26 protein-coding genes are annotated in these 26,811 nt (G+C 72.0%); 11 read left to right on the top strand and 15 right to left on the bottom strand.

Annotated features, from left to right (window positions below):
- Positions 1-6 precede the first annotated feature (6 nt).
- The 3 genes from ACFYOB_RS06285 (at position 7) to ACFYOB_RS06275 (ending at position 3,601) form a co-directional block, all read left to right on the top strand.
- Positions 7-1,410 (top strand): HtaA domain-containing protein, encoded by a 1,404-nt coding sequence (locus ACFYOB_RS06285; protein ID WP_388555198.1) that lies wholly within the window; start codon positions 7-9, stop codon positions 1,408-1,410.
- Between the two features lie 63 nt (positions 1,411-1,473).
- A complete protein-coding gene (locus ACFYOB_RS06280; protein WP_388555195.1) occupies positions 1,474-2,892 on the top strand; it encodes an HtaA domain-containing protein in 1,419 nt (472 codons plus the stop codon).
- A 19-nt stretch (positions 2,893-2,911) separates the two neighbouring features.
- On the top strand, positions 2,912-3,601 hold the full coding sequence (locus ACFYOB_RS06275) for a PhzF family phenazine biosynthesis protein (protein WP_388555192.1): 690 nt from the start codon (positions 2,912-2,914) through the stop codon (positions 3,599-3,601).
- Positions 3,602-3,633: 32 nt separating this feature from the next.
- Here ACFYOB_RS06275 and ACFYOB_RS06270 read toward each other — a convergent pair whose 3' ends face one another.
- Together ACFYOB_RS06270 and map are read right to left on the bottom strand one after the other, a co-directional pair.
- Positions 3,634-4,281, bottom strand: a complete 648-nt coding sequence (locus tag ACFYOB_RS06270) for a heme oxygenase (biliverdin-producing) (RefSeq protein ID WP_388555189.1) — start codon at positions 4,279-4,281, stop codon at positions 3,634-3,636.
- Positions 4,282-4,426: 145 nt separating this feature from the next.
- Positions 4,427-5,284, bottom strand: coding sequence for a type I methionyl aminopeptidase (gene map, locus ACFYOB_RS06265; RefSeq protein WP_388555186.1), 858 nt, complete (start codon positions 5,282-5,284; stop codon positions 4,427-4,429).
- Positions 5,285-5,356: 72 nt separating this feature from the next.
- Between map and ACFYOB_RS06260 the strand changes: the two genes are divergently transcribed.
- On the top strand, positions 5,357-5,593 hold the full coding sequence (locus tag ACFYOB_RS06260; protein WP_328925405.1) for a hypothetical protein: 237 nt from the start codon (positions 5,357-5,359) through the stop codon (positions 5,591-5,593).
- Positions 5,594-5,621: 28 nt separating this feature from the next.
- Here the strand turns inward: ACFYOB_RS06260 and ACFYOB_RS06255 are convergent, their stop codons facing one another.
- Entirely contained in the window at positions 5,622-6,281 is a 660-nt protein-coding gene (locus tag ACFYOB_RS06255; protein WP_388555182.1) for a hypothetical protein, read from the bottom strand.
- 86 nt (positions 6,282-6,367) lie between these two features.
- On the opposite strand from ACFYOB_RS06255, the gene npdG reads away from it, so the two are divergent.
- Both npdG and ACFYOB_RS06245 read left to right on the top strand, forming a co-directional pair.
- On the top strand, positions 6,368-7,072 hold the full coding sequence (gene npdG, locus ACFYOB_RS06250) for an NADPH-dependent F420 reductase (protein WP_388555179.1): 705 nt from the start codon (positions 6,368-6,370) through the stop codon (positions 7,070-7,072).
- 95 nt (positions 7,073-7,167) lie between these two features.
- Positions 7,168-7,359, top strand: coding sequence for a hypothetical protein (locus ACFYOB_RS06245; protein WP_388555176.1), 192 nt, complete (start codon positions 7,168-7,170; stop codon positions 7,357-7,359).
- Here ACFYOB_RS06245 and ACFYOB_RS06240 read toward each other — a convergent pair.
- A complete protein-coding gene (locus ACFYOB_RS06240) occupies positions 7,356-8,153 on the bottom strand; it encodes a site-2 protease family protein (RefSeq protein ID WP_388555175.1) in 798 nt (265 codons plus the stop codon). The genes ACFYOB_RS06245 and ACFYOB_RS06240 overlap by 4 nt on opposite strands.
- Before the next feature lie 73 nt (positions 8,154-8,226).
- Here ACFYOB_RS06240 and ACFYOB_RS06235 point away from each other — a divergent pair, with 73 nt between their 5' ends.
- Positions 8,227-11,562, top strand: a complete 3,336-nt coding sequence (locus tag ACFYOB_RS06235; protein WP_388555171.1) for a BTAD domain-containing putative transcriptional regulator — start codon at positions 8,227-8,229, stop codon at positions 11,560-11,562.
- A 56-nt stretch (positions 11,563-11,618) separates the two neighbouring features.
- On the opposite strand, the gene ACFYOB_RS06230 is transcribed toward ACFYOB_RS06235, so the two are convergent.
- From ACFYOB_RS06230 to panB, 3 genes are all read right to left on the bottom strand, one after another.
- Positions 11,619-12,470: an ABC transporter permease gene (locus tag ACFYOB_RS06230; RefSeq protein ID WP_388555169.1), complete on the bottom strand. Its 852-nt coding sequence runs from the start codon at positions 12,468-12,470 to the stop codon at positions 11,619-11,621.
- Positions 12,467-13,489 carry an ATP-binding cassette domain-containing protein gene (locus ACFYOB_RS06225; protein ID WP_388555166.1) on the bottom strand — a complete coding sequence of 341 codons (1,023 nt, stop codon included), beginning with the start codon at positions 13,487-13,489 and terminating at the stop codon, positions 12,467-12,469. The genes ACFYOB_RS06230 and ACFYOB_RS06225 overlap by 4 nt, the downstream gene beginning before the upstream one ends.
- Positions 13,490-13,602: 113 nt before the next feature.
- Positions 13,603-14,481 carry a 3-methyl-2-oxobutanoate hydroxymethyltransferase gene (gene panB, locus ACFYOB_RS06220; protein ID WP_388555163.1) on the bottom strand — a complete coding sequence of 293 codons (879 nt, stop codon included), beginning with the start codon at positions 14,479-14,481 and terminating at the stop codon, positions 13,603-13,605.
- Between the two features lie 292 nt (positions 14,482-14,773).
- Between panB and ACFYOB_RS06215 the strand changes: the two genes are divergently transcribed.
- Positions 14,774-15,802 (top strand): endonuclease/exonuclease/phosphatase family protein, encoded by a 1,029-nt coding sequence (locus ACFYOB_RS06215; RefSeq protein ID WP_388555160.1) that lies wholly within the window; start codon positions 14,774-14,776, stop codon positions 15,800-15,802.
- A 67-nt stretch (positions 15,803-15,869) separates the two neighbouring features.
- Here ACFYOB_RS06215 and ACFYOB_RS06210 read toward each other — a convergent pair whose 3' ends face one another.
- Both ACFYOB_RS06210 and ACFYOB_RS06205 read right to left on the bottom strand, forming a co-directional pair.
- On the bottom strand, positions 15,870-17,624 hold the full coding sequence (locus ACFYOB_RS06210) for an NAD+ synthase (protein WP_388555157.1): 1,755 nt from the start codon (positions 17,622-17,624) through the stop codon (positions 15,870-15,872).
- Positions 17,625-17,691: 67 nt separating this feature from the next.
- Complete coding sequence (locus tag ACFYOB_RS06205; protein WP_388555155.1) at positions 17,692-19,344, bottom strand: multicopper oxidase family protein; 1,653 nt, start codon at positions 19,342-19,344, stop codon at positions 17,692-17,694.
- A 248-nt stretch (positions 19,345-19,592) separates the two neighbouring features.
- On the opposite strand from ACFYOB_RS06205, the gene ACFYOB_RS06200 reads away from it, so the two are divergent.
- The gene (locus tag ACFYOB_RS06200) at positions 19,593-20,303 is read left to right on the top strand and encodes a DUF998 domain-containing protein (RefSeq protein ID WP_388555153.1); all 711 of its coding nucleotides are present in this window, start codon (positions 19,593-19,595) and stop codon (positions 20,301-20,303) included.
- Complete coding sequence (locus tag ACFYOB_RS06195) at positions 20,300-21,190, top strand: alpha/beta fold hydrolase (RefSeq protein WP_388555150.1); 891 nt, start codon at positions 20,300-20,302, stop codon at positions 21,188-21,190. The genes ACFYOB_RS06200 and ACFYOB_RS06195 overlap by 4 nt, the downstream gene beginning before the upstream one ends.
- Here ACFYOB_RS06195 and ACFYOB_RS06190 read toward each other — a convergent pair.
- The 4 genes from ACFYOB_RS06190 to ACFYOB_RS06175 form a co-directional block, all read right to left on the bottom strand.
- Positions 21,175-21,594, bottom strand: coding sequence for a CBS domain-containing protein (locus ACFYOB_RS06190; RefSeq protein ID WP_388555147.1), 420 nt, complete (start codon positions 21,592-21,594; stop codon positions 21,175-21,177). The two genes, ACFYOB_RS06195 and ACFYOB_RS06190, sit on opposite strands and share 16 nt — an antisense overlap.
- Positions 21,595-21,754: 160 nt before the next feature.
- Positions 21,755-22,570 (bottom strand): DUF305 domain-containing protein, encoded by an 816-nt coding sequence (locus tag ACFYOB_RS06185; RefSeq protein ID WP_388555145.1) that lies wholly within the window; start codon positions 22,568-22,570, stop codon positions 21,755-21,757.
- Positions 22,567-23,238 carry a DUF3105 domain-containing protein gene (locus ACFYOB_RS06180; RefSeq protein WP_388555143.1) on the bottom strand — a complete coding sequence of 224 codons (672 nt, stop codon included), beginning with the start codon at positions 23,236-23,238 and terminating at the stop codon, positions 22,567-22,569. The genes ACFYOB_RS06185 and ACFYOB_RS06180 overlap by 4 nt, the downstream gene beginning before the upstream one ends.
- Positions 23,239-23,292: 54 nt before the next feature.
- Entirely contained in the window at positions 23,293-23,670 is a 378-nt protein-coding gene (locus ACFYOB_RS06175) for a hypothetical protein (protein WP_388555141.1), read from the bottom strand.
- A gap of 172 nt (positions 23,671-23,842) precedes the next feature.
- Here ACFYOB_RS06175 and ACFYOB_RS06170 point away from each other — a divergent pair, with 172 nt between their 5' ends.
- Positions 23,843-25,204 carry a glutamine synthetase family protein gene (locus ACFYOB_RS06170; RefSeq protein WP_388555140.1) on the top strand — a complete coding sequence of 454 codons (1,362 nt, stop codon included), beginning with the start codon at positions 23,843-23,845 and terminating at the stop codon, positions 25,202-25,204.
- A 75-nt stretch (positions 25,205-25,279) separates the two neighbouring features.
- Here the strand turns inward: ACFYOB_RS06170 and xerC are convergent, their stop codons facing one another.
- A complete protein-coding gene (gene xerC, locus ACFYOB_RS06165) occupies positions 25,280-26,545 on the bottom strand; it encodes a tyrosine recombinase XerC (RefSeq protein ID WP_388555138.1) in 1,266 nt (421 codons plus the stop codon).
- Positions 26,546-26,611: 66 nt separating this feature from the next.
- On the bottom strand, positions 26,612-26,806 hold the full coding sequence (locus ACFYOB_RS06160) for a helix-turn-helix domain-containing protein (RefSeq protein WP_324615668.1): 195 nt from the start codon (positions 26,804-26,806) through the stop codon (positions 26,612-26,614).
- Positions 26,807-26,811 lie beyond the last annotated feature (5 nt).

The following is a 26,811-nucleotide window of genomic DNA, read 5'->3' as shown; positions in this document are numbered from 1 at the left end:
ACATTCATGTCGGCAAGACCCGCCCGCGCGCTCGCCGTCACCCTGTTGGCGGCCCTGCTGGGCGCCCTGCTCCCGGCCACCGCCGCCCGGGCGGGCACCGTGCAGGGCGGCCGGCTGGACTGGGGCGTCAAATCGTCCTTCCAGAGTTACGTCACCGGCCCGGTGGCGAAAGGCGGTTTCAAGCTGAAGGGCGGCGCCGCCACGGTCGGCGGCAGCCTCTTCCGCTTCCACTCGGCGACCGGCTCCTACGACCCCGCCTCCGGCACCTTCGAGGTCTCCTACTCGGGCGGGGTGACCTTCCAGGGTCACCAGAAGCCCGACGGCGTCCACGAGTTGGACATGACGGTGAGCCGGCCCACCGTCAGGATCAGCGGCGGCAAGGGCACTTTGTACGTGGACGTCTCCAGCAAGGCGAAGGACACCGGTGAGGTCAGCAGCCGGTCCCAGGTGCCCTTCGCCGCCCTCGGCCTCGGCGGCGTCGACATGAAGGGCGGCGCGAGCCCGCTCACCCTCACCAACCTCCCGGCCACCCTCACCGAACAGGGCGCCCAGGCCTTCGCCGGCTACTACGCGGCGGGCGCGCAGCTCGACCCGGTCTCGCTGTCCGCCGACGTCAAGGACGTCAAGACCGCACCGGCGGCGGACCCTTCGCAGCAGCAGCCGACCGTGCAGCCGGACACCACGGCCGCCGGGACCCCGCGCGCGCCGGGCGCCTTCACCGACGCCGCCGTCGACTGGGGGGTACGCCGTACCTTCCGCGAGTACGTCACCGGCTCGGTCGGCCAGGGCACGTGGACCCTCGCCGAGGGGGCCCGGGACGGCGGCGCACTGTTCCGCTTCCCGCAGGGCAGGGGTACGTACGACGGCGCGAAGGGCGCCCTGGACGCGGCCTTCGCCGGCACGGTCCACTTCACCGGCGCCCACCTGGACCTGAAGCTCGGCAAGGTGGCGGTCAAGGTGGAGAACGGCAAGGGCGTGCTGTCCGCCGATGTCACCACCGGCGACGGGACGAAGAGCGCCGTCGCGCTGGTGGAGTTCGACGCCGCGTCCCTGAAGGCCGAGGGCGGGCTCGCCACCCTCGCCGAAGCCCCCGCCACCCTCACCGAGGGCGGCTCCCAGGCCTTCGGCTCGATGTACAAGGCGGGCACCGAGATGGACCCCGTCTCGCTCGCGATCGCCCTCGACTCCACCGCGAAGCTCCCGGCCCTGCCGGACCTGGGCTCGGCGGCCTTGCCCGGGCCGGCGTCGTCGGCGTCGTCCTCGCCCGCGCCGCTCCTCGCCCAGCAGGCGGCCTCGGAGTCCTCGCACACCGGGCTGTACGTCTCGCTGGCCGTGGCCGTACTGGTCCTGGCCGGCGGTGCGGCCTTCCTCGTGGTCCGCAAGCGCCGTGCGTCGGCCGAAGCCCCGTAGCGGCGCGGCCACCCTTCCAACCCCTTCGTCCTTCCCTCCTCTTCTGCCCAGGAGTTCTCAGCGATGTCGTCCCTCCGCCGTCCCGTCGCCGCCGCGGCCGCCGTCCTCACCGCCGCCGCTCTCGGCGCCACCGCCCTGGCCCTGCCGGCCACCGCCGCACCGGCCGTCCCACCGATGAAGATCGTCGGCGGCACCCTCGACTGGGGGGTGCTCACCAGTTACCGCGCCTACGTGACCGGCATGGCCAAGGGCTCCATCACCGTGGCGGACGGCGCCGGGCAGAACGAGGACGGCAGCCTGCGGTTCGGCGAGCCGACCGGCCAGTACGAACCGGCCTCCGGCCACGTGGTGAAGGCGGCCTTCAAGGGCAGCGTCACCTTCTCCTCGCCCGCCCCGCCCGCCGGCCACGGCTTCGAGGTCAAGCTCTCGGACTTCCGTATCGACACCGGTACGAAGAAGCTCACCGCGGACGTCACCAAGGGCGGTGCCACGGCCGAGGACGTACCGCTCGCCACGGTGGCCTTCGGCGGGCAGTCGATGGACAAGCTGGCGACCACGCTCACCAAGGAGACCGCGGACGCGCTCGGTTCGGCCTCGTACGAGAACAAGGCGGGCGACCCGCTCACCGCGAAGCTGGAGTTCGAGAAGCCCGCCCCCGCGCCGACCAGCCCGGCGCCGACCAGCCCGGCGCCGACGAAGCCGGTTCCGGGGCCGACCGGGACGGCTCCCACCAAGCAGCCCACCGCCCCGGCCGACGGCGCGCAGAAGATCCTCAGCGCCAAGCTGACGTGGGGAGTGAAGGAGTCCTTCCGCAGGTACGTGCTGGGCGGGGGCTCGGTCACCCCGGCGGGTGGAGCCGCCCGCAACGGCGAGCTCTTCGACTTCGCCTTCGGCAAGGGCGAGCTCGACACCGGGAAGCAGACGCTGAACGCCTCCTTCGAGGGCAGCCTGCGCTTCCAGTACGCGGCCCACGGCGTCGACATGACCTTCGGCAACGTCCGCGTGGCCGCCACCGGCCGGACCGGGATCCTGTACGTGGACGTCAAGAACGCCTCCGGCGCCAAGGCCGCCGTTCCCTTCGCCACGCTCGACCTGTCGAAGGCCGACTACAGGACCAACGGCGGTGTGCTGGCGCTGCATTCGATACCGGCGGCCTTCACCGCCGAGGGCGCGGCCTCCTTCGCAAACGACGCCACCGGCTCCCCGTACAAGGCGGGCGACGCGATCGACCCGCTGACCCTCTCCGTGGCCGTGGACAAGGACGCCACACTCCCGGCGACGGGTACTGGTGGTACCGGCGGCACGGGCAGCGCGGGCGGTACCGGCGGTGCGGGCCTCACCGCCGCCACCGTCGGCGGCAGCCTCGCCGCCACCGGCGCGGAGATCCCGGCCACGGCCCTGCTCGGCGCCTCCGGCGCGGCGGTCGCGGCCGGCGCGGGCGCGGTGTACCTCGCGCGCAGTCGGCGTACGGACCTGCGCTGAGCCGTGCTTGAATGCCCGCGTGAACGATCTCGACGTGTTGAAGGTCTTTTGTGCGGGTGACGGCCGGCACGGCAACCTGCTCGGTGTCGTCCGCGACGGCCGGACCTGCCCCGACGACGCGTCGCGGCAGGCGCTGGCCGCCGAACTCGGCTACAGCGAGACGGTGTTCGTCGACGACCCCGAGCGCGGCGTCGTCGACATCCGCACGCCCGGCACCCGGATGTCCTTCGCGGGACATCCGCTGGTCGGGGTCGCGTGGCTGCTGGACATCGAGGAGCTCCAGCCGCCGGCCGGATCCGTATGGGCGCGTGACGACGGGGAGTTCACCTGGATCACGGCCCGCCCCGAGTGGGTCGAGGGCAAGCGCACCGAGCAGTACGCGAGCCCCGCCGACGTCGAGGCCCTGCCGGCGCCGCCGCCGGGCGAGGGCTGGCTGTACGCCTGGGCCTGGGAGGACGAGGCCGCGGGACGGGTACGGGCCCGCGGCTTCCCGCGCCGCGCCGACGGGGTCATCGCCGAGGACGAGGCCACCGGCTCGGCGGCGATCCTGCTGACGGCCCAGCTGAACCGCGCCCTGAACATCACCCAGGGCGCCGGCTCGCAGATCCTCACCGCCCCCGGCCCCGACGGCACGGTCGAGATCGGCGGCCGCGTCCGCTTCGCCCCGGGCGGCATCGGTGGCGGCAGCGGAAGCGGCATCGGCGGCTAGACGGAGAGCGGGGCCGCTCTAGGCGGAACGTTCTAGGCGGAAAGCGGGAAGCGCTCGCCCAGCTCGCGGAAGACCGCGCCGTTGTAGTCGAAGGCGCGCTTGCACTCGTCGATGATGCGCTGCTTCTCCAGGTCGTCCGCGGCGATAGCGTCCAGCAGCTCGCGGTAGGTCCGCTTGAAGGCCGCCGGGTTGGAGATGTCCGCGAATACGTAGAAGCGGACGCCGTCGCCCTTGCGTTCGAAACCCCAGGTGCGCTCCGCCTTGTCGCGGATGATCTGGCCGCCGGAGAGGTCGCCGAGGTAGCGGGTGTAGTGGTGGGCGACGTAACCGCCGGGCCATTCGGCCGCGCACCGGGTCACCCGGGCGGCGTATGCCTCGGTCGCGGGCAGCGCCGCCACGCGTCCGCGCCAGCCGGGCCCCAGCAGGTGCGCGAGGTCGCGCTCGATCTCGGCGACGCGCATCAGCTCGGGCCGGATGAACGGGCCGGCCACCGGGTCGTCCTTGAGCGAGTCGGCCGCGTCCTCAAGGGCCCGGTACACGAACCACAGCTGCTCGGTGTAGCGCGTGAACGCGTCCACACCGAGCCGCCCGCCCAGCAGGTCGCTCATGAAGCTCGACGTCTCGGCCTCGGTGTGCTGCTCGTGCGAAGCGACGCGGATGACCGTAGAGAAGGCGTCCAAGACGGACCTCCAAGGAGGGGGAAAAGATGTGACGGCACGGCCGTCACATCCGATCCTCCTACTTAGGTATGCCTAAGTCAATGGGTTCCCGACGTCCTGTCGGCAAAAAGTCACCTGCGCTGGAGCGCCTGCCGCCCCCAGGCGCCTACGGCAGGGTGAGGATCTCCGCGCCGGTGTCGGTGACCACCAGCGTGTGCTCGAACTGCGCGGTGCGCTTGCGGTCCTTCGTGACGACCGTCCAGCCGTCCGCCCACATGTCGTACTCGTGGGTGCCCAGGGTCAGCATCGGCTCGATGGTGAAGGTCATCCCGGGCTCGATGACGGTGGTGGCGTGCGGGCTGTCGTAGTGCGGGATGATCAGGCCGGAGTGGAAGGACGAATTGATGCCGTGGCCGGTGAAGTCCCGGACCACGCCGTAGCCGAAACGCTTCGCGTACGACTCGATGACGCGGCCGATGACGTTGATCTGGCGGCCCGGCTTGACGGCCTTGATGGCCCGGTTCAGGGCCTCGCGGGTGCGCTCCACCAGCAGCCGCGACTCCTCGTCCACCTCCCCGCACAGGTAGGTGGCGTTGTTGTCACCGTGCACCCCGCCGATGTACGCGGTGACGTCGAGGTTCACGATGTCGCCGTCGCGCAGGACGGTGGAGTCGGGGATGCCGTGGCAGATGACCTCGTTGACCGAGGAGCACAGCGACTTCGGGAAGCCCCGGTAGCCGAGCGTCGAGGGGTAGGCGCCGTGGTCGCACATGTAGGCGTGGGCGACCCGGTCGAGTTCGTCGGTGGTCACCCCCGGAGCGATCAGCTTGGCGGCCTCTTCCATCGCCTGGGCGGCGATCCGGCCGGCGATGCGCATGGCCTCGATGGTCTCGGCCGACTGCACCTCCGGTCCGGTGTACGGAGTGGGCGCGGGCTTGCCCACGTACTCGGGCCGGCGGATGTTTCCGGGAACGGAACGGACGGGAGAAAGCTCGCCTGGTACGAGCAGCGACTGGCCAGACATGCAAGCGAGTGTATCCAGGGGGGATGGGGCAGCATGGCGGCAGAGAGCGGTATCGAGAGGAGCCCGACAGCGATGGCCCTGTTCAAGAAGCGTCAGGTGGGCAAACCGGGCGAGTGGTACTACTGCCTGGTCCACAAGAAGGTCGAGGAAGGCCCCGAGTGCCCCGCCAAGGACCGGTTCGGTCCGTACGGGACCCCCGAGGAGGCGGCCCACGCGATGCAGACGGCCGAGGAACGCAACCTCGAATGGCAGACGGACCCCAAGTGGAACGACAAGACCCGCGAGGACGACGAGGGCACGACCGCGTAGGACGGTGGGCCGCCGGGACCGACGGCTCTTACCAGCGGCTGGGCGGCGGGGCGGTCAGCTGATCGGCCAGCCGCGCCAGCCGGTCCCGGAAGCGGCGCGGCCCGCGCTGCGTCGGCAGGCCGTTCTCCCCGGCCGCCGCGCTGACCAGGTGCTGCAGGGTGTCCAGATCCATACCCTGGCTGCCTCCCCCGGACTCCGTCCGGGGGGACCCCCAGGGAGGTGCCCCCGCCGCGCAGCCGTCCGTCACCGAGAGGGCGTCGTGCGCGAGCGTGCCCAGATCCGGGTCCCCGCCGTCCAGGGACAGTACGGTCGCCCCCGCCCGCCGGGCGTCGTGCACGCGCTCCAGCAGCCCCTCGCCGGGCTTCTCCGGCGCCACCACCAGCAGCGCGTGCCCGCGCCGGGCCGCCTCCAGCCTGCTCAGGCCCACCGACAGGTGCGGCGGCTCCCCGGGCTGCACGTGGTGGCGTACGAGGGTGGGCGCCAGCTCCGGCAGCCCGGACCAGGCGGCCTCGTCCACCAGGTGCGCCGCCAGGTGCCAGGGCTCGTACTGCTCGGTCCCCACCAGCAGCAGGCTCCCGCCGCCCGCTTCGACCGAGCGCCGCAGCGAGCCGGCGAAGCGGCGCGCCGCGCCCGGCCACTGCGTACCGGCGAGGACCTCGCGAAGCAGCGCGACTCTCACGGCATCCATGACGGGCATCCTGCACCACGCACGGGACAAAGGGGAGCACTTCCCTTCCCTTCGGCTCTGCGGTACTCGGCAGTACGCTCGCCCCCATGACTTCCTCAGACAGCACGCAGAAGCCGCCGGCCAAGGACCCCTGGGACCTCCCGGACGTCTCCGGCCTCGTCGTCGGCGTCCTCGGCGGCACCGGCGACCAGGGCCGCGGCCTGGCATACCGGCTCGCCCGGGCCGGCCAGAAGGTGATCATCGGCTCCCGCGCCGCCGACCGCGCGCACACCGCCGCGGAGGAACTGGGCCTCGGCGTGGAGGGCGCGGACAACGCCGAGTGCGCGCGGCGCAGCGACATCGTGATCATCGCCGTGCCGTGGGAGGGCCACGCCAAGACCCTCGAAGCGCTGCGCGAGGACCTCGCGGGCAAGCTCGTGGTGGACTGCGTCAACCCGCTGGGCTTCGACAAGCAGGGCGCCTACGCCCTCCAGGTCGAGGAGGGCAGCGCGGCCCAGCAGGCCGCGGCCCTGCTCCCGGACTCCCGCGTCACGGCCGCCTTCCACCACCTCTCGGCGGTCCTCCTCCAGGACGAGTCGATCGACGAGATCGACACCGACGTGATGGTCCTCGGCGAGTCCCGCGCGGACACGGACACCGTCCAGGCCCTGGCCGCCCGCATCCCGGGCATGCGGGGCGTTTTCGCGGGCCGCCTGCGCAACGCCCACCAGGTCGAAGCCCTGGTGGCCAACCTGATCTCGACCAACCGCCGCTACAAGGCCCACGCGGGCCTGCGCGTCACGGACGTCTGAGCGAGGACGCCCGGCCGTCCTTACGGGACCACTGCGGGGCATGGGGGACACTGGAGGGGCTCGACCCCGTTCAGTGTTCCCGAGGAGCTCCCCCCATGCCCCGCCTTGCCGTCTTCGCCGTTGTCGTCTGCGTTCTTTCGGTCGCCGCGGCCGTCGTCGCCTTCGTGGAGGGCAGCTTCATAGGGATCGTCTGGGTGCTGCTGGCGGGCCTCACGTCCAACATGGCCTGGTACTACGTCCGCAAGGCGAAGGCCGAGAAGGCCGCCGCCGCGCGCGGTGCCAACTAGGACGGGATCTCGCAGAAGCCGTCGGTCTCCACCCAGAAGCGGTAGAGGTCGCGGCCGCAGTAGGTGTCCAGGTCCGACACGCCGAGCCCGGACAGCACACCGCTCACCGCGTCGAAGAAGAACGTGTTGACCTCCGGGATCCACAGAAGCGCGAAGACCGCGATCAGGCCGAAGGGCGCCAGCGGCGCCGCCTCGCGGCGCACCCGGTACGACAGCCAGGGCTCGATCACCCCGTAGCCGTCGAGGCCCGGCACCGGCAGGAAGTTCAGGATCGCCGCCGAGACCTGGAGCAGGGCGAGGAAGGCGAGCGCGAAGCGGAAGGCCGGCGGGACGCCGTCGAGGGCGTCCAGCCAGAACGGGGCCGTGCACACCAGGGCGAAGGCCACATTGGTCAGCGGGCCCGCAGCCGAGATCAGGCTGTGCTTCCAGCGGCCCTGGACGCGGTCGAGCTCGATGTACACCGCGCCGCCGGGCAGGCCCAGCCCGCCGAGGATCACGAAGAGCACCGGCAGGACGATGCTGAGCAGCGCGTGCGTGTACTTCAGGGGATTCAGCGTCAAGTAGCCCTTGGCGCCCACGGTCAGGTCGCCGCCGTGCAGGGCGGTCCGGGCGTGCGCGTACTCGTGCAGGCACAGGGAGACGACCCACGCCGAGGTCACGAAGAGGAACACGGCGAGCCCGGTGCTCGTCGAGTACCCCGTCCACACGGCCCAGCCGGTGACCGCCATGACGGCCGCGATGCCGAGGAACACGGAACTGATGCGCCGCTCGCTGCGACTGCCCTGATGACCCATGCGGCGAAACCTATCCCGGGGCCCTGACGCAAATGGGGTCGGGTCCGGGCACGGATCCGGAGACAATGGGCCGGTGCGTTACGCGATTCTCGGCACCACCCAGGCCATACGCGACGACGGGACCCCCGTGGCCGTCGGCGGAGCGCGCCTGCGGGCGCTGCTGACCGGGCTCGCGCTGCGCCCCGGGCGGGCGGTCCCGGCGCACCTGCTGGTCGACGAGGTGTGGGACGGCGATCCGCCGGCCGACCCGGTGGCCGCCCTGCAGGCGCTGGTCGGGCGGCTGCGGCGGGCGCTGGGGCACGAGGCCGTGCGTTCGGCGCAGGGCGGCTACCTGCTGGCCGCCGACCGCGAGGACATCGACCTGTACCGCTTCGAGCGGCTGGCCCGCGCCGGGAGCGAGGCCCTGGAGGCAGGCGAGGCGGCCAAGGCCGCGGCCCTGTACGACGAGGCCCTCGCCCTGTGGCGCGGGCCGGCCCTGGCGGACCTCCCCGACCCGGCCGCGGAGTCCGCGCGCTGGGACGCCGTACGGGGCGACGCGCGCCGGGGCCGGCTCGCCGCGGCCCTGGCCCTGGGCGGGGCGGAGCAGGCGCTGCCGGAGCTGACCGCGCTGTGCGCCCGGCAGCCGCTGGACGAGCCCCTGCAGGCCCTGCGCATCCGGGCCCTGCGCGACGCGGGCCGCCCGTCGGAGGCCCTGGCCGCGTACGACACCGTCCGCCTGGACCTCGCCGCCCGCCTGGGCACGGACCCGGGCCCGGCCCTGCGCGCCCTGCACGCCGAGCTCCTGAACCCCGCACCCGAGGCCGGAGCCGTACCCGCAGCCGCCCCCGAACCCGCCGCCGTCTCCCGGCCGGGAGCCCAGCCGCAGTCTCCGGTTCCGCCGCAGCCCGGGCAGGGCAACCTCCGGGCCCGGCTCACCACCTTCGTCGGGCGCGAGGACGACATCCGCGCCATCGGCGCCGACCTCGCCCGGGCCCGGCTCGTCACGCTGCTGGGACCCGGCGGAGCCGGCAAGACCCGGCTGTCCCAGGAGGCCGCAGAGGCACAGGACGCGGGCGACTGGCCCGACGGGGTGTGGCTCGTCGAGCTCGCCCCCGTCGACGACCCCGAGGACGTCGCCGAGGCCGCGCTCGCCGCGCTCGGTGCGCGCGAGACCAAGCTGCGCGGCGCCGCCGCCGAGGAGATGCGGGTACTCACCGAGCGCGTCGGGGACGACCCCCTCGACCGTCTGGCCGAACACTGCGCCCACCGAAGGCTCCTGCTGCTGCTCGACAACTGCGAGCACGTCATCGACGCCGCCGCCGAGCTCGCCGAACGCCTCCTCACCCACTGCCCCGGCGTCCGGATCATGGCCACGAGCCGCGAACCCCTCGGCGTACCGGGGGAGACGCTGCGCCCGGTGGAGCCGCTGCCCGACGCGGTCGCGCTGCGGCTCCTCGACGACCGCGGCGCCGCCGCCCGCGCCGGGTTCACCGTGGCCGAAGACCCGGCCGCGGCCGCCGAGATCTGCCGCCGGCTGGACGGAATGCCGCTGGCCATCGAGCTGGCCGCGGCCCGGCTGCGGCTGCTCACCCCGCGTCAGATCGCCGACCGGCTCGACGACCGCTTCCGGCTCCTGACCGGCGGCAGCCGCACCCTGCTGCCCCGGCAGCAGACCCTGCGGGCCGTCGTCGACTGGTCCTGGGACCTGCTCGACGAGCCCGAGTGCATCGTCCTGCGCCGGCTGTCCGTCTTCGCGGGCGGCTGCGACCTGGCCGCCGCCGAGACGGTGTGCGCCGAAGGCGGCCTCGACGTCGCCGACACGCTCGGCTCCCTCGTCGACAAGTCCCTCGTCGTGGCCGCCCCCGGCCCCGACGGCTCCGGCATGCGCTACCGCCTGCTGGAGACGGTCGGCGAGTACGCCGCCGAGCGCCTCGCCGAGGCCGGCGGCGACCGGGAGGCCACCGAGCGCCGTCACCTCGTCCACTACCGCGAACTCGCCCGCACCGCCGAGCCGCTGCTGCGCGGCCACGGCCAGCGCGCGGCCGCCGACCGGCTCGCCACCGAGTACGAGAACCTCCGTACGGCCCTGCGCCGTGCCGTCACCGCCCGCGACGCCGACGAAGTGCTGTGCCTCACCCACTCCCTGGGCTGGTACTGGCACATGCACGACCTGCGCTCCGAGGCCCGGCACTGGTGCGACGCGGCCGTCGCGCTCGGCCCCGATCCCTTCGCGTTGCCCGTCGTCCCGGCGGAGCCGGTGTACGAGCGGCTCGTCGACACGCCCCCGCCCTACAGCGGCGAACTGCTCACCGAGGCCTGGCGCGCCCTTCACCTGCTCCACCTGGCCTCCCGGGACCAGACCAGCGAAACCTGGAACAGTCCGGAGGCCCGCGCCCGGGTCGACGCCGTGCTCGCGACCTACCGGCCCGGCCTTCCGCAGACCTGCCGGACACCGGGCTCGCTGTGGATCTACGCCGTCATGATCGCGGGCGAGCCCAGCCTGCTCCAGCGGGCCGTCGACGAGACCGTCGACGCCGCCCGCGAGCTCGGCTACGGCTGGGAGCTCGCCTCCGCCCTCCAGCTCCGCGCCAACATCCTCGCCAACCGGGCCGACTGGGCCGGCGACGCCTCCCGCGACGCCGACGAGAGCTTCGCCCTCTTCCGGGAACTCGGCGACGCCTGGGGCTGCGCCGAGGCGCTGTCCGCCCGCGCCGAGGCCCGGGAGAAACGCGGTGAGTACGCCCTGTCCGCCCGCGACTACCGCGAGGCGATCACCTACGCCGAACGCCTCGGCGCCATGGCCCAGGTGACGGTGCTGCGCGTACGGATGGCCGGGACACTGACCGAGGACGGCCGGATCGAGGAGGCCGAGCAGATCCTCACCGAGATCACCGCCAGGCTGCAGCGGTACGGCAACGAGGCCATGCCCGCCGCCCGGATGTTCCTCGCGGGCATCTTCGGCCGTACGGGACGGATCCCCCAGGCCCGCGCCCAGCTCCAGCTCCTGCGCGACGAGTTCGCCTTCGGCGCGTTCGCCATCTTCGACGGATTCCTGCTCGGCACGATGGCCTGGCTGGACAACCAGCAGGGGCTGTACGAGGAGGCCCTGAGCAGGCTGCGCCATGCCATGGAGACGGCCACGGACCCGATGGCGCGCATGGTGGCCCCGCAGATGCCGGCGGTCTACGTGCTGACCGCGGCCCTCTCACTGGTCTCGCTCGGCGGCCCGCGCCGGGAGTACGACGCGGCCCGGCTGCTGGGCGCCTACGGTGCGCTGTTGCCACCCGCGCACTTCCCGGTGACGACGGAACGCGAGGACTTCGCCCGCGCGCAGGAGCTGGCACGGGCGGCGCTGGGTGACGCCGCCTACGAGAACGCGTACGCCGAAGGCGGTGGCCTCACCCTGGAGGAGGCCACCGCCCTCATCTGACCCGGCCCCCGGCCGGTGTCCGTCCGGGACGCGATCCGAACGGATCGGTCCGCGGGTCAGGTCTTCTGGCGGAACTTTCGCACCGCGAGCGGCATGGTGACCGCGGTGATGACGAGGGACCAGCCCAGGGTCATCCACACGGAGTTGCCGATGGGCGCCCCGTTGATCAGGGCGCGCGCCGCGTCGGCCAGGTTGGACAGCGGGTTGTAGTCCGTGAAGGACTGCAGCCAGCCCGGCATGGTGGTCGGCGGGGCGAAGATCGAGCTGCCGAACTGCAGCGGCATCAGGACCAGCATCGCCATGCCCTGGACGGCCTGCGCCGTCTTCAGGGTGAGACCGAGCAGGATGAAGATCCACATCAGCGAGGCGCCGAAGATGGCGGACAGACCGATGGCGCAGAGCAGGTCCAGCACCGAGCCCTTGATCGACAGACCCAGGATGAAGCCGACGGTGAGCAGGATCGCGATGGCGACCAGCATCCGGCCGATCTCGACGACGATCTTCGCGAGGAGCACGGAGGACCGGGCGATGGGCATGGACCGGAAGCGGTCCATGATCCCCTTCTTGAAGTCGTCGTTGACGCCGGTGCCGACCGCCATTGAGATGTTCATGCCCATCATGGCCATCAGGCCCGGGATGACGTAGTTGACGTACGCCTCCTGGTTGCCCTTGCCGGAGATCGCACCGCCGAAGACGAACACGAAGAGCAGGGTGAAGATGATCGGCATGAGCACGGCGTCGAACATCGACTCCGGGTCCGCCTTGATCTGCATCGCGTTGCGGCGCACCAGCGCGCCGATGTGCCGCAGGTTGCCCCGCAGGCCGATCCGGCCCTCGCCGTGGTGCGCCGCCGCCGAGGCCGGGGCGGAGGTGGTGGGAGTGGGCTTCGTCGTGGTTACGGTGCTCATGCCGCGACCTCCTCGGTCTTCTCGGTGGGGACGGAGTCCTCGACGACGGTGGGCTTCTGGCCGGTGATGGCCAGGAACACCTCGTCGAGGCTGGGCAGGTAGGTGCCGAGGTCGGCGATCGCGTACCCGCGGGCGGCCAGCAGGCCGACCACGGCGGTCAGCTGTTCGTCGGTCAGGATCGGGACCAGCAGCACACCCTCGTCGGGCACGGCCTGGGAGCCGGCCACGCCGTCCAGCCCGGCCTCCGACAGCGCACGGGCCATGCCCGGCAGGTCGGAGGAGTCCACGGGGCGGATCTTCAGGGTGCGGCCGCCCACACGGGCCTTCAGCTCGTCGACCTTGCCGTTGGCGATGACCTTGCCGCGGTCGATGACCGTCAGCTCGTTGGCGAGCTGCTCGGCCTCCTCCATGTACTGGGTGGTGAGCAGGACGGTGGCCCCCTCGGCGACCAGCCGCTGGACCTCGTCCCACACCTCGTTGCGGGTGCGGGGGTCCAGGCCGGTCGTCGGCTCGTCCAGGTAGAGCACGGCCGGGTTGCCGATCAGCGAGGCGGCGAGGTCGAGCCGGCGCCGCATGCCGCCGGAGTAGTTCATGGCGGCCTTCTTGGCCGCCTCGGTCAGGGAGAACCGCTCCAGCATCTCGTCCGCGCGGCGGCGGGCGTCCTTGCGGGACAGGTCGAGCAGCCGCCCGATCATGTAGAGGTTCTCCCAGCCGGAGAGCTTCTCGTCGACCGAGGCGTACTGGCCGGTCAGGCCTATGGTGCGGCGCAGCTGCCGCGGCTGGCGGACCACGTCGTAGCCCGCGACGGTCGCGGTCCCGGAGTCAGGGACGATCAGGGTGGAAAGGCAGCGCACCAGGGTGGTCTTGCCGGCACCGTTGGGCCCGAGGACCCCGAGGACGGTGCCCTCGCGCACATCCAGGTCGACACCGTCGAGGGCCCTGGTCTCGCCGTAGTGCTTGACCAGCCCCCGTACTTCCACGGCGTGAGGCTTGTTGTCGTTTCGCGTCATGTCCACCATGGGACCAGGTCCCACTGACAAACCACCGACAGCCGACCGACAGGCAGCCGACAGCCCGCCGACATCGCGTCGGCGGGCTGCCGGAACTGCTGTTCACCTACGTGCCGGTGGCCTCAGTGGAACGCGTGCTCCGGCTGCGGGAAGGTCCCGCCGACCACGTCCTGGGCGAATGCCTTCGCCGCGTCGTTCATGGTCTGGCGCAGGTTCGCGTACTGCTTCACGAACTTCGGCATCTTCCCGCCGGTCAGTCCCATCATGTCGGTCCACACCAGCACCTGCGCGTCGCACTCCGCGCCCGCGCCGATGCCGACCGTCGGGATGTGCAGGGACCGGGTGACCTCGGCGGCCAGCTCGGCCGGGACCAGCTCCAGCACCACCGCGAAGGCGCCGGCGTCCTGCGCGGCCTTGGCGTCGCGGAGCAGCTGGTGCGCCGCCTCGTCGCCGCGGCCCTGCACCCGGTAACCCATGGCGTTGACGGACTGCGGGGTCAGGCCCAGGTGGGACATCACCGGGATGCCGGACTGGACGATCAGCTCGGTCTGGTGCAGCGAGCGCTCGCCGCCTTCCAGCTTCACCGCTCCCACGCCGGCTTCCTTGACGAGGCGGGTGGCGCTGCGCAGGGCCTGCACGGCGCCTTCCTGGTACGACCCGAACGGCATGTCGCCGATGACGAGCGCGCGGCTGGTGCCCCGTACGACGGCCGCCGACAGCATGGTCATCTGGTCCATCGTCACGGGGACGGTGGTGTCGTAGCCGAGGTGACAGTTGCCCATCGAGTCGCCGACGAGGATGACCGGGATGCCGGCCTCGTCGAAGACGGACGCGGTCATCGCGTCGTAGGCGGTGAGCATGGGCCACTTCTCGCCGCGTTCCTTGGCGAGGGTCAGGTCGCGGACGGTGATGCGCCGGGTGCCCGTGCCTCCGTACAGGGTGGGGGAACCCGACGAGGGTGCTGAAGCGGGTTCGCGGGCAGGCGAAACGGCATGCGTCATTGCAACTGCTCCTTGTGTCATCTCGAGGCGCCCTCACGGCGTCCCCGGACTCATCCACCATGGTGGCATCCACGTGGCCCGCGACGGAAGTGGCGGGGGGAGCGCGCCCGGCGCGCGCGGCCGAATGTGCGCGTTTCGTGACAAGCGGAACCCGTGGCGTACGGCCGTTCGTCCTCCCGGACGTACGACCGCGACAGGAGACGGTCGGTGACGCAGGACACGTAAGGCTTCGGACATCGCCTAGGGTCAATGGGCGGAGACGGAGCGCGAGCACGGCAGTGAGGGCAGGGGCATGGCACAGGCGTACATGACGGAAAAGGGGAACGGCGGCTCGGAACCCGAGCCTTTCGGATCCCGCTTCCGGCGCCGGCTGGCCGAACTGCGAGGAGACCGGGGCATCTGGCGGCGCGGGCTGGTACTGACCGGGATCGCCGTGCTGATCTCGCTCGTCATGATCTTCCACGCGGAGCTGCCCAACCAGGTGGGCAACCTCGGCAGCCTCACGGAGACCTTCCTGCCCTGGCTGGGCCTGGCCGTCCCGTTCCTGCTGGGCGCCGCCGTGTACCGCCGCTCCGCGACCGCGCTCATCGCGATACTGCTGACGGCCGGGGTCTGGGTGAACCTGTTCGGCGGCCTGGTGACCGACAAATCCGGCTCCGGCGGCAACCTCGTGGTCGCCACGCACAACGTGGACGCCGACAACGCCGACCCGCGCGGGACCGCCGAGTCCGTGGCGAAGTCCGGGGCCGACGTGCTGGCCCTGACCGAGCTCAAGGGGAGCGCCGTCCCCGTCTACGAGAAGGCCCTGGCGGGCACGTACAAGTACCACGCGGTCGAGGGCACGGTCGGTGTGTGGAGCAAGTTCCCGCTGAGCGCCAGTCGGCCGGTCGACATCAGGCTGGGCTGGACCCGGGCCATGCGCACCACGGTGGACACCCCGTACGGGCCGGTCGCCGCGTACGTCGCCCACCTTCCCTCGGTCCGGGTCAAGCTGAACGCCGGATTCACCGCCAACCAGCGCGACAACAGCGCCGACGCGCTGGGCGCCGCCCTCGCCGGCGAACCGCTGAAGAAGGTCATCCTGCTCGGCGACCTCAACGGCACCATGAACGACCGCGCCCTGTCCGAGGTCACCTCACAGATGCGCTCCACGCAGGGCGCGGCGGGCGACGGCTTCGGCTTCAGCTGGCCGGCCCAGTTCCCGATGGCCCGGATCGACCAGATCATGGTCCGCGGGATCAGCCCGGAGGCCTCCTGGACCCTCCCGCGCACGAGCAGCGACCACCTCCCGGTCGCGGCCCGGGTCACGGTCAAGCCGTAGCTCACGCAGGTCCGGTACGGAGGTCGGGCCAGGGCCCCGGCCCGGGCCCGACCTCCGTACCGACGTGTTACGCCTGCTCGCGCCAGCCGTTCGTGATGGGCAGCCGGCGGTCCTTGCCGAAGCCCTTCGCGGAGATCTTCGTGCCCGGCGGGTACTGGCGGCGCTTGTACTCCGCCGTGTCCACCATCCGCAGGGTCCTGGCCACCAGCTCGCGGTCGAAGCCTGCCAGGACGATCTCCTCCATGCCCTGGTCGCGGTCCACGTACAGCGCGAGGATCGCGTCGAGCACCGGGTAGTCCGGCAGCGAGTCCGTGTCCACCTGGCCGGGGCGCAGTTCGGCGCTCGGCGGCTTCACGATCGAGTTCTCCGGGATCGGCGGGACCTCGCCGCGCTCGGCCGCGGCCCGGTTGCGGTACTGGGCGAGGCGGAAGACGTCGGTCTTGTAGACGTCCTTGATCGGGCCGTACGCGCCCACCGAGTCGCCGTACAGGGTGGAATAGCCGACGGCCAGCTCCGACTTGTTCCCGGGGGCCAGCACGATGTGGCCCTCCTGGTTGGAGACCGCCATCAGCATGGTGCCGCGCAGCCGGGACTGGAGGTTCTCCTCGGCGAGGCCGGTGAGGCCCAGCGATCCCATGTACGCGTCGAACATCGGCTCGATCGGCACGGTCCGGAAGTTCAGGCCGGTCCGCTCGGCGAGTGCGGCCGCGTCGCCCTTGGAGTGGTCCGAGGAGTACTTCGAGGGCATCGAGATGCCGTACACGTTCTGCGCGCCGATCGCGTCGCAGGCGATCGCGGCGACCAGCGCGGAGTCGATGCCGCCGGAGAGCCCGACAAGGACGGACCGGAATCCGTTCTTCCTGACGTACGCACGCAGGCCCACGACCAGCGCGTCGTAGATCTCCTCGTCGTCGTCGAGGCGGTCGGCGTAGCCGCCGGTGACGACCGCGTCGTACGGCTCCACGGGATCCTCGGAGAGGATCACGCGGTCGATGCGCAGCCCGTCGTCCACCACGCCCTCGGGGGCGTCGGCCCGCGCGACCGGCAGGTCGAGGTCCACGAGCACGCAGCCCTCGGAGAACTGCGGGGCGCGGGCGATGACCTCGCCGTCGGCGTCCACGACGATCGAGTCGCCGTCGAAGACCAGCTCGTCCTGGCCGCCGATCATGGCCAGGTAGGCGAGGGTGCAGCCGGCCTCCTGGGCCCGCTTCCGGACGAGTTCCAGGCGCACGTCGTTCTTGTTGCGCTCGTACGGGGAGGCGTTGATCGAGATCAGCAGCCCCGCCCCGGCGGAGCGGGTGGCCGGGACCCGGCCGCCCTCCTGCCAGAGGTCCTCGCAGATGGCCAGGGCCACGTCGACGCCGCGCACCCGGATCACCGGCTGGGTGCCGCCCGGCACGAAGTACCGGAACTCGTCGAACACGCCGTAGTTGGGGAGGTGGTGCTTGGCGAAGCGCAGCACGACCTCGCCGCGGTGCAGCACGGCGGCCGCGTTCTCCGGGGAGCCAGCCGGAAGGCCGAGCCGGGGCGCCGCCTTCTCGGTGCGGTCGAGGTAGCCGACGACGACCGGCAGCTCGCCGAAGCCCTCGGCCGCCAGCCGCTGCGCGAGCTCGCGCAGCGCGGTGCGGGAGGCCTCGACGAAGGAACTGCGCAGGGCGAGGTCCTCGACGGGGTACCCGGTCAGCACCATCTCCGGGAACGCCACCAGGTGGGCGCCCTGCTCGGCGGAGTGCCGGGTCCAGTGGACGACCGAGTCGGCGTTGGCGGCGATGTTGCCGACGTGCGAGTCGATCTGATTCAGAGCGAGACGAAGTTGAGGCACGGGCCCAGTCTAATCGTCTTTCTGACGCGATGTCCTGGGTCCGGCCTGTTTTCGGGCCTGTTCGGGCCTAGAGCTGGTAGCCGAGCACCGTCATCATCCCGGATTCCGAGTGGTAGACGTTGTGGCAGTGCGTCATCCACAGGCCGGGGTTGTCCGCGTCGAAATCGGCCGTCAGCGTCCCGCCGGGCAGCAGGATCGCGGTGTCCTTGCGGGCCCCGGCGGCCTCGCCGCCGAGGGCGAAGGTGTGCCCGTGCAGGTGCAGCGGGTGCCACATCGGCGTCGCGTTCCTGAACTCCAGCCGGACCCGCTCGCCCGCCTTCACCGGGTGCCGCTGGTCGGGTGTGTAGGGAGTGCCGTCGAAAGCCCAGTTGTACCGGGTCATGGAGCCGGTCAGTCTGAGCTGGACCGTGCGGTCCGGCTCGCGCGGTGCCAGTGCGGCCGATTCGGCGGGCTTGAGCGCGTCCGCCATCAGCGGGGGCCCGTTCAGCTCGGCCGGCCGGGTCGCTGCGGTGGGCGCGGTACCGCTGCCGGTGCGCAGTACCGCGAGCGCCGACTGCCCCTTTCCCTCGGCGAGCGCGGTGAGCGGGAACACCCCGTTCCCGGCGGTGACCAGGACGTCGTACCGCTCGCCCATGGCCAGCAGCAGCGAGCCCGTCTTCGCGTGTACGACCGGGAAGCCGTCCGTGTGGGTGACCGTCAGCTCGTGGCCGCCGAGGGCGAGGCGGAAGGCGGTGTCCCCGCCGGCGTTGATGATGCGCAGCCGGATCCGGTCGCCCGGGCGGGCGGTGAAGACCGACGGGTCCTCCGCGGTTCTGCCGTTGACCAGGTAGTACGGGTGGGCGACGTCGCCCGCTTCCTCGCCGAGGATGTCGCTGTCGGCGCCCACGAGCAGGTGCGGGGGCACGCCGGTGGCACTCGGTCCGGCCGCCGGGGTGGCGGGGGCGGAGGGACCGGCGGGCGTGCCCGGGGCGCGCGCCTTGCCGTGGTCGTGGCCTCCGGTCCGGCCCTTGCGGAGATCGGCGAGGACGGCGTCCGGGGTGGCGCCGTCGACCCCGTCGATCCAGTCGTCCAGCACCACCACCCACTCCTTGTCGTACGCGAGGGGCTCCTTCGGGTCCTCGACGATGAGCGGGGCGTAGAGCCCGCGGTCCTGCTGCACACCGGTATGGGGATGGAACCAGTACGTCCCCGGGTGCGTGACCGCGAAGCGGTACGCGAACGAGCCGCCCGGGGCGATGTCCCGCTGGGTCAGCCCGGGGACGCCGTCCATGTCGTTGCGCAGCGCGAGGCCGTGCCAGTGCATGGAGGTGGCCTCGGGGAGGTTGTTGGCCAGCGTGAGGGCGAGGGTGCCGCCCGCGGTGACCCGCACCTCCTTGCCCGGCAGCCGGTCCCCGTACGCCCAGGAGCGGACGGTGTGGCCGCCGCCGAGGTCGAGCGTGGTGGCGGTGGCCGTGAGCTTGACCTCGGTGACGGGCCCGCCGGCCTTGCGGGCGGCCTCGGCGGCCTTGACCTCGGGCCCGGCCGGATCCACGTACCCCGGCGGGCCGTCGGCGGCGGACCCGCCGTGGTGCGCGGCCCCATGGCCGGTGCCGACACCGGTGCCGAGGAGCGGGCCCCGTCCGGAGGAGTGCGCACAGCCGGCTAGCAGCCCCGGACCGGCGATCGCGACAGCGGCGGCGGACGCGCCGAGCACGGCTCGACGGGTGGGATGAGGACACATGGGAGCACCTAACGGGTGGGGGAGGACACGCGAAGGTCAAGGTCAAGGTCAAGGTCAGGGCCGGGGCTGGGGCGGGGACCGGCGTGGGCGAGGCCGGTCCGCCGCGCGCGCCGGCCCCGGCCGGAACACGGGCCGCGCCCCCGAGCGGCGCGGCTCACACCGGTCACTGCCCGTCATGGCCGGACGCTACCCGGGGCGGGTATCCGATCGAAGGAACGACTCCGGGTCTGTCTAGGATTAGTCACACCATGTCCACCAATGGCCTCTCTCTGCGTTCTCCGCGGACCGCCTGGCCGGTCGCGGTGCTCATCGGCCTGGGCGCCGCCGCCTACACCGCGTGGGTGCTCGAAGTCGTCCTCTCCACCGGCCTCAACCCCATCGAGACGTACGTCAGCGAGCTCGCCGCCCAGAACCAGCCGCTCGGCGGCCTGTTCCGCGCCACCGACTTCACCGCCGGACTGCTCGCCTTCACCGGCGGACTGCTCGCGCTGCTCCGGCTGGTGCGGCACGCGGAGTCCCGCCGCCCCTGGGCGGTCACCGGCTGGGCAGGGGTCACCCTGTTCGGCGCGGCCACCGCCGCCGACGCCTGGCTGCCGCTGAGCTGCACGCCCACCGTGGACCCCGTCTGCGCCGCCCGGGAGACCGCGGGGCTGGTTCCCGCCACCCATCAGGCCCATGCCGTCAGCAGCGGTCTCGCCATGACGGGCGCCCTCGTCGGTCTGGTGGGCCTCACCGTCGCCGCCCGCCGCTACGGCTGGTTCGCCCCGCTCGCCCGCTACGGCCCCGCGCTCGTCGTCCTCGAACTGCTCGCCACGGCCTGGACCCTGTCGGCCATCGCGCTGTTCACCGCCGGCCACGGGACCTGGGCCCTGGGCGCCGGGCAGCGGCTGCAGGTACTCCTCGTCGCGCTGTGGCTGGGCCTTCTCGCGTACTCCGTCCACAAGGAGGGCCGTACGTGAGCACGCGCCGCGCGAAGGACGCCGCCCTGTTCGTCCGGGTGGACGGGGTCCCGCTGCACGTGGTCGTCGAGGGCCGCGGCCCCGTGGCCGTGCTCGACGCCGGACTTGCCATGGCCTGGTTCGACTGGGATCCGGTCGCCGCCCGGCTGGTGGCCCAGGGCCGTACCGTCGTCCGCTTCGACCGGCCCGGACACGGCCTCAGCGGCCCGGCCGCCGCGCCGCCGACCATCGCCGGCCAGGCCCACCGGCTCGCCGCACTGCTGGACGTCCTCGGGCTCACCGGCCCGGTCACCGGCCGCGTCACCGTGGTCGGGCACTCGATCGCCGGGTTCTACGCCGAGGCCTTCGCCCGCCTCCACCCGGGGCGCACCGCCGCCCTGGTTCTCGTCGACTCCAGCGTGGAGGAGGCACCCCGTACGGTGCTGCCCGCCGCGCTGCGCACCGGCGCCGCCCGCGCACTGGGCGGGGCGCTGGCCGCCGCGGGACTGCCCGCAGCGCTGGGGCCGCTCGCCCGGCGGGCGGCCGTACGGGCCTCACGCACCGGCGGCGGCGACCCGGCCGCGCGGGACCTCGTACGGCGCTGCTACCGCACCGGCCGCGTCTGGCGCGGTGTCCTGCTGGAGAACTCCCGCTATCCGGACATGGCCGCCGAGCTGCTGGCCCTGCGCCGGACGCACCCGCTCACCGCGCCCGCCGTCGTCCTCGCGGGCCACGACGGCTCGTCCGGCCGTGGCGCCCTGCGCTGGCTCGCCCGCCAGGCGGACCTCGCGGACCGGCTCGGCGCCCGCTTCGAGGTCGCCGAGCCCGCCGGGCACCTGGTCATGCTGGACCGCCCGGACCAGGTGGCCCGGGCGGTCCGCACCGCGGCCGGTCAGCTGCGTGCGTAGACCATCTCCGCCCAGCCGGCGATCTGCTCCTCCGAGAGGTGCTTCGCGAGGTCGGACTCGCTGATCATGCCGACGAGCTTCTTGTTCCTGATCACCGGAAGCCGGCGGATCTGGTGGCTCTGCATCTCCTCCAGCACCTCGGAGACGTCCGCGCTCGCCTCGATCCAGCGCGGCGTGCCCTTGGCCATGTCGCCGGCCGTCACCTTCGACGGGTTGTGCCCCTTGGCCACACAGCCCACCACGATGTCGCGGTCGGTGAGGATGCCGCAGAGGCGTTCCGTCTTGTCGCTGATGGGGAGCGCGCCCACGTTGAGCCGGGCCATCAGCTGGGCGGCCCGGTCGAGGGTCTCGGTGGCGGGGATCCACTGGGCCCCGGCGTGCATGATCTCTCCGGCGGTGGTCATCGTGTAAACCTCCTGAGCGCCGTCCTCGGCGGGGGCGGTTGCCGCCCGCCTCGGCGTCCTCGTCCTCATTCGGACGTTCGGCCCGGCGCGACTGCACGCGGGGCGTACACGCCCGTACGGGTGAGAGGGCGTCCTTCCACCACCGTACGGGCGTGTCGCCTCAGCCGCGCGGTGCGGCTCCGCGCTTGCCCAGCATGTCCGCCATCAGGGTGAGCTCGGAGCGCTGCGCGTCGACCATGCCCTGCGCCAGATCCCGCTCGACCGGGGTCCGGCACTGGCGCGCACAGGCCTCGGCCATCTCCACGCCGCCCTTGTGGTGGTCGGTCATCAGCTGGAGGTAGAGCACCTCCGCGTCCCGGCCGCTCGCGGAGGCCAGCTGCGCGAGCTCCTCCTTGGTGGCCATGCCGGGCATGAGCGCGCCCGGCTTGGCCGCCGTGTCGTGGCCGGAGTGGCCGGAGGGGCTGCTGCTCTCGCTGTGGCCGCCGTCGGTGGCGTGCTCGCCGGTGCCGTGCCCGCCGTGGCCGCCGTCCGTGCCGTGCTCGCCGTGGCCACTGTGCTCGCCTTGACCACTGTGCTCGCCGTGGCCACTGTGCTCGTCGTGCTTGCCGTCCTCCTCGGAGGTGCCCATCCAGGACATGGGCGGCTCGCCGGCCACCACCTTCGGCAGCCCCCACAGGTCCAGCCAGCCGAGCATCATGCCCCGCTGGTTGGCCTGGGTGTTGGCGATGTCGTAGGCGAGGCTGCGTACCGCCTCGTCCTGGGTGCGGTCCCGCACGATGAACGACATCTCCACCGCCTGCTGGTGGTGCACCGCCATGTCGCGCGCGAAGCCCGCGTCCGGCGAGTGCAGCCCCGGCGTGCCGGCCGGCGTACCGGAGTCGTCGGTCGCGGCGGCGACCGTGGCGGCCGCCGCGAACAGCAGCGCCACCAGCACGGCCGAGCCCGCGGCCCAGTACGTACGGGGGGTGCGGCTCACTTGCCGGCCACCCCGTTCGTGCAGGCCGCGCCCGGCTCGGGGGTCTGCGGGCCCTGCACGTACTTGGTGAAGAAATGCGCCACGCGCGGGTCGTCCGCCTTCTCCACCGTCAGCTGCTTGCCCCAGGCGCTGAGCATGATCGAGCCGGCCTGCTCCTTGACCGGGCTCATCAGCGTGTACGGGGTCTTGCCCACCGTCTCGGCGAGCTTGTCCAGGTCGTCCTTGCCGGCCTTCTCGTTGTACGTCACCCAGACCGCTCCGTGTTCCAGCGAGTGCACGGCGTTCACCTCGGGCACCGGGCTCTTGTAGACATCGCCGTTGCAGTTCATCCAGCGGGGGTGGTGGTCACCGCCGACGGGCGGGTTCATGTCGTACTTCACCGGGGTCTCGACGTGGTTGCGGCCGAACTTCGCCGCGTCCCAGGTCTGCTCGCCGTCGACCGGCGTCTTGCGGGCCAGTTCCGCGGCGTCCTTCTTGCGCTGCTCGGTCTGCTTCTTGTCGATCATCACCCATGCGCCGAAACCGACCAGACCGGCGACGACGACCGCCGAGGTCGTGATCGCGATGGCCTTGTTGCGCCGCTCGCGGGCCCTGTCGGCCCGGCGCATCTGGGCTATGCGCGCCTGGCGGGAGTGCTGGTCTGTGGTGTTTCCGGACTTGCTGGCCATGGTGCCCTGGTTCCTTCTGCTGAGGGGGGTGGATGGACGCGAAAGCCGGACCCGTCAGGTCCGCAGCACCTGGAGGGCATGCAGGTCGGGGGCGCGGGCGAGCGGCGCGGGAGGCCGGATCCGCGCCGCCCCGCCGGTCGCGACGGCGGGCGGCGGATCCCCGCCGGCCACGGTCACGGCGGGCGGCGGCACGGGCAGCACGCCCGGGATCACGTGCGCGAGCGGAGAGCAGCCGGGGAGATCGTCCGGGGACACGCAGACGGCGTGCGCCGCGCCGCGGGCCGCCGTGTGCTCCGTCGGGGCATGGTGTTCACCGGGTCGGGCGCACAGGAGGAGTACCCCGGTCAGCACGCCGAAGGCCGTCAGGAGGACGGCGCGCAGCAGCGCGGGACGTGTGTGACGCCCCCGTCGCGTGTACTGCCCGCCCCCCATGGGCGCAGATGGTAATGCTCATGACGGGTCCAAGGTCAGTGCGGGGGTGCCGCGAGCTTTGCGGGGTGCGTAATCTGGCGGAAACCACCGCTGGCGATACTGGGGCGGCCCGACTGTGTCCAAGCCCTCTCGGTGGTGGTGCACAGGCCGTCTGAACTGCGAGGATGAAGGCATGGACAAGCAGCAGGAATTCGTCCTCCGGACGCTTGAGGAGCGCGACATCCGCTTCGTGCGCCTGTGGTTCACCGACGTACTGGGCTTCCTCAAGTCCGTCGCGGTCGCCCCCGCGGAGCTGGAGCAGGCCTTCGACGAGGGCATCGGCTTCGACGGCTCCGCGATCGAGGGCTTCGCGCGGGTCTACGAGTCCGACATGATCGCCAGGCCGGACCCGAGCACCTTCCAGATACTGCCGTGGCGCGCCGAGGCCCCCGGCACCGCCCGGATGTTCTGCGACATCCTGATGCCGGACGGCTCCCCGTCCTTCGCGGACCCGCGCTACGTCCTCAAGCGCATCCTGGCCAAGACCTCCGACCTGGGCTTCACCTTCTACACCCACCCGGAGATCGAGTTCTTCCTGCTGAAGGACAAGCCGCTCGACGGCACCAGGCCCACTCCCGCGGACAACTCCGGCTACTTCGACCACACTCCGCAGAACGTGGGCATGGACTTCCGCCGCCAGGCGATCACCATGCTCGAATCGATGGGCATCTCGGTCGAGTTCAGCCACCACGAGGGCGCCCCGGGCCAGCAGGAGATCGACCTGCGCTACGCCGACGCGCTCTCCACGGCCGACAACATCATGACCTTCCGCCTGGTGATGAAGCAGGTCGCCCTGGAGCAGGGCGTGCAGGCCACCTTCATGCCGAAGCCCTTCTCGGAGTTCCCCGGCTCGGGCATGCACACCCACCTCTCCCTCTTCGAGGGCGACCGCAACGCCTTCTACGAGTCGGGCGCCGAGTACCAGCTCTCCAAGGTCGGCCGCTCGTTCATCGCGGGCCTGCTGAAGCATGCGGCGGAGACCGCGGCGGTCACCAACCAGTGGGTCAACTCCTACAAGCGCATCTGGGGCGGCTCCTCCCGCACCGCCGGCTCCGGCGGCGAGGCCCCCTCGTACATCTGCTGGGGCCACAACAACCGCTCGGCCCTGATCCGCGTGCCGATGTACAAGCCGGGCAAGACCGGCTCCGCGCGCGTCGAGGTCCGCTCGATCGACTCGGGCGCCAACCCGTACCTCACGTACGCCGTCCTCCTGGCCGCCGGCCTGAAGGGCATCGAGGAGGGCTACGAACTCCCGGCGGGCGCCGACGACGACGTCTGGGCCCTCTCCGACGCCGAACGCCGCGCGATGGGCATCGAACCCCTCCCGCAGAACCTGGGCGAGGCCATCTCCCTGATGGAGCGCAGCGAACTGGTCGCCGAAACCCTCGGCGAGCACGTCTTCGACTTCTTCCTGCGCAACAAGAAGCAGGAGTGGGAGGAGTACCGCAGCGAGGTCACCGCGTTCGAGCTCCGCAAGAACCTCCCGGTCCTGTAGCCGCAGTTCAGAGCACCTGTCAGCGATAACTGACACTTCGGGCCGACGGTCGTGGACCGTCGGCCCGAAGCCGTCTCACCCCTCTTGGGCCGTCTGTGGGCCGTCGGGCGCGGAACCGACGTCACAGTAGAGGCCGTCGACAGCCCTCCGGGCCCGCCCGTCGGCCCCCTCCATGAGGTGGGTGTAGACGCGGAGCGTGAATCCGGGGTCGGTGTGCCCGAGGTAGGTGCTGAGCGCCTTGATGTTCTCCCCGCTGTGCAGCAGAACGGACGCGTAGAAGTGCCGCAGCGCGTGCATCCCGTGCTCCCGGGCGGCCTGGTGGCGCTCACCCGCCCGCGGCTGCGGGATGACGCCGGCCTGGACGAGTGCCACCTTCCAGACTCGGGTGTTGAAGTCGGTCCGGCGCACGGCGCCGCCACCCGAGAGGGAGAACAGCAGCCGCTTCGTCATGGGCGGACCGTCCGGGCGCAACCAGGGCAGCGTCACGTCCACAGGCGGGAAGTCCTCGCGGTGCTCGCGGAACGCCTCGGCAACGCGGCGGGGGAGTGGCACCTTCCGCTCCTTGCCGCGCTTCGGCGGCGCAAAGACCAGATGCCCGTTGACGACCTTGACCTGGTTGACCACGTGCAGCCACTCGCCCTCGAAATCGTCGGGGTCGTCCGGGAGCCCGAAGATCTCACCCTGCCGCAGTCCGCACCCCCCGCCGGCATCGACCATCGCCCGGTACCGCTCGGGCAGTGAGGCCCGTACGGCGAAGAGCCGCTCGCGCGTCCATGGCGTGACCCGCGGCGACACGGACGCCGGCGGCCGGACACTGCGCGCTCGGCACGGATTCCGGGCTAGGTACTCGTCGTCCACCGCCGCGGAGAGTACCGACGAGACGCTGGCGAAGATGACCCGCCGATACGAGGACGCCGGAACCGCGATCTCCAGCTTGCTCAGCCAGTCGCGAATGTGCTCCGGTCGGAACGAGTCCAACGGCCGCGGCCCCATGTAGGGAAAGGCGTGCTTCCGGAGCTGCACGGATACCGGTACGCGGGTGGTGGGGTCGGTCGTCTGACTGGCGAGCCACTTCTCGCCGTACTCCCGGAACGTGGTCCGACCGGCGGCGGGGTCGATGTACTGCCGCCGAGACATGTCGACCTCGATCTGGTTCAGCCACTGCTCGGCGAGCCGCTTCTGCTTGTCCGGGAAGCTCTTCGACTTCTCGGTGCCATCGGGGCCGATGTACCGGGCTCGGTAGCGCATGCCGCTGCCGTAGCGCTCGGTCTTGATCCGCTTGGGCTTTCCGTCGAGCCCGCGCTCCGTCTTGAACCAGCGGTCCTGGATGTGTCCAGCCACGTGCGGCCTTTCTGGAGATGCGAGGGAGGGCGGGCCCGTGACGGGCCCGCCCTCCTGTGGTCGGTTCTAGGCGGCCTGGCTGAGGTCAGCGGTCATCTGCTGGTCGATCCAGGCCTGTACGGCGTCGGGGTGGTAGCGCACGTGCCTGCCCACACGGAATCCGGGCGGCCCAGTACGCTTCTTGCGCCACTGGTAGACGGTCTCGACGGGCACGTCGAAGAGCTCGGCGAGAGTCTCGGGCTTGAAGAATCGGGGCGGAATGGCGT

It is taken from the genome of Streptomyces sp. NPDC006463 (assembly GCF_042870715.1).
Lineage (GTDB): Bacteria > Actinomycetota > Actinomycetes > Streptomycetales > Streptomycetaceae > Streptomyces.
Note: the sequence above shows the minus strand (reverse complement) of the source record. Positions and strands in the feature narration are given on the sequence as shown.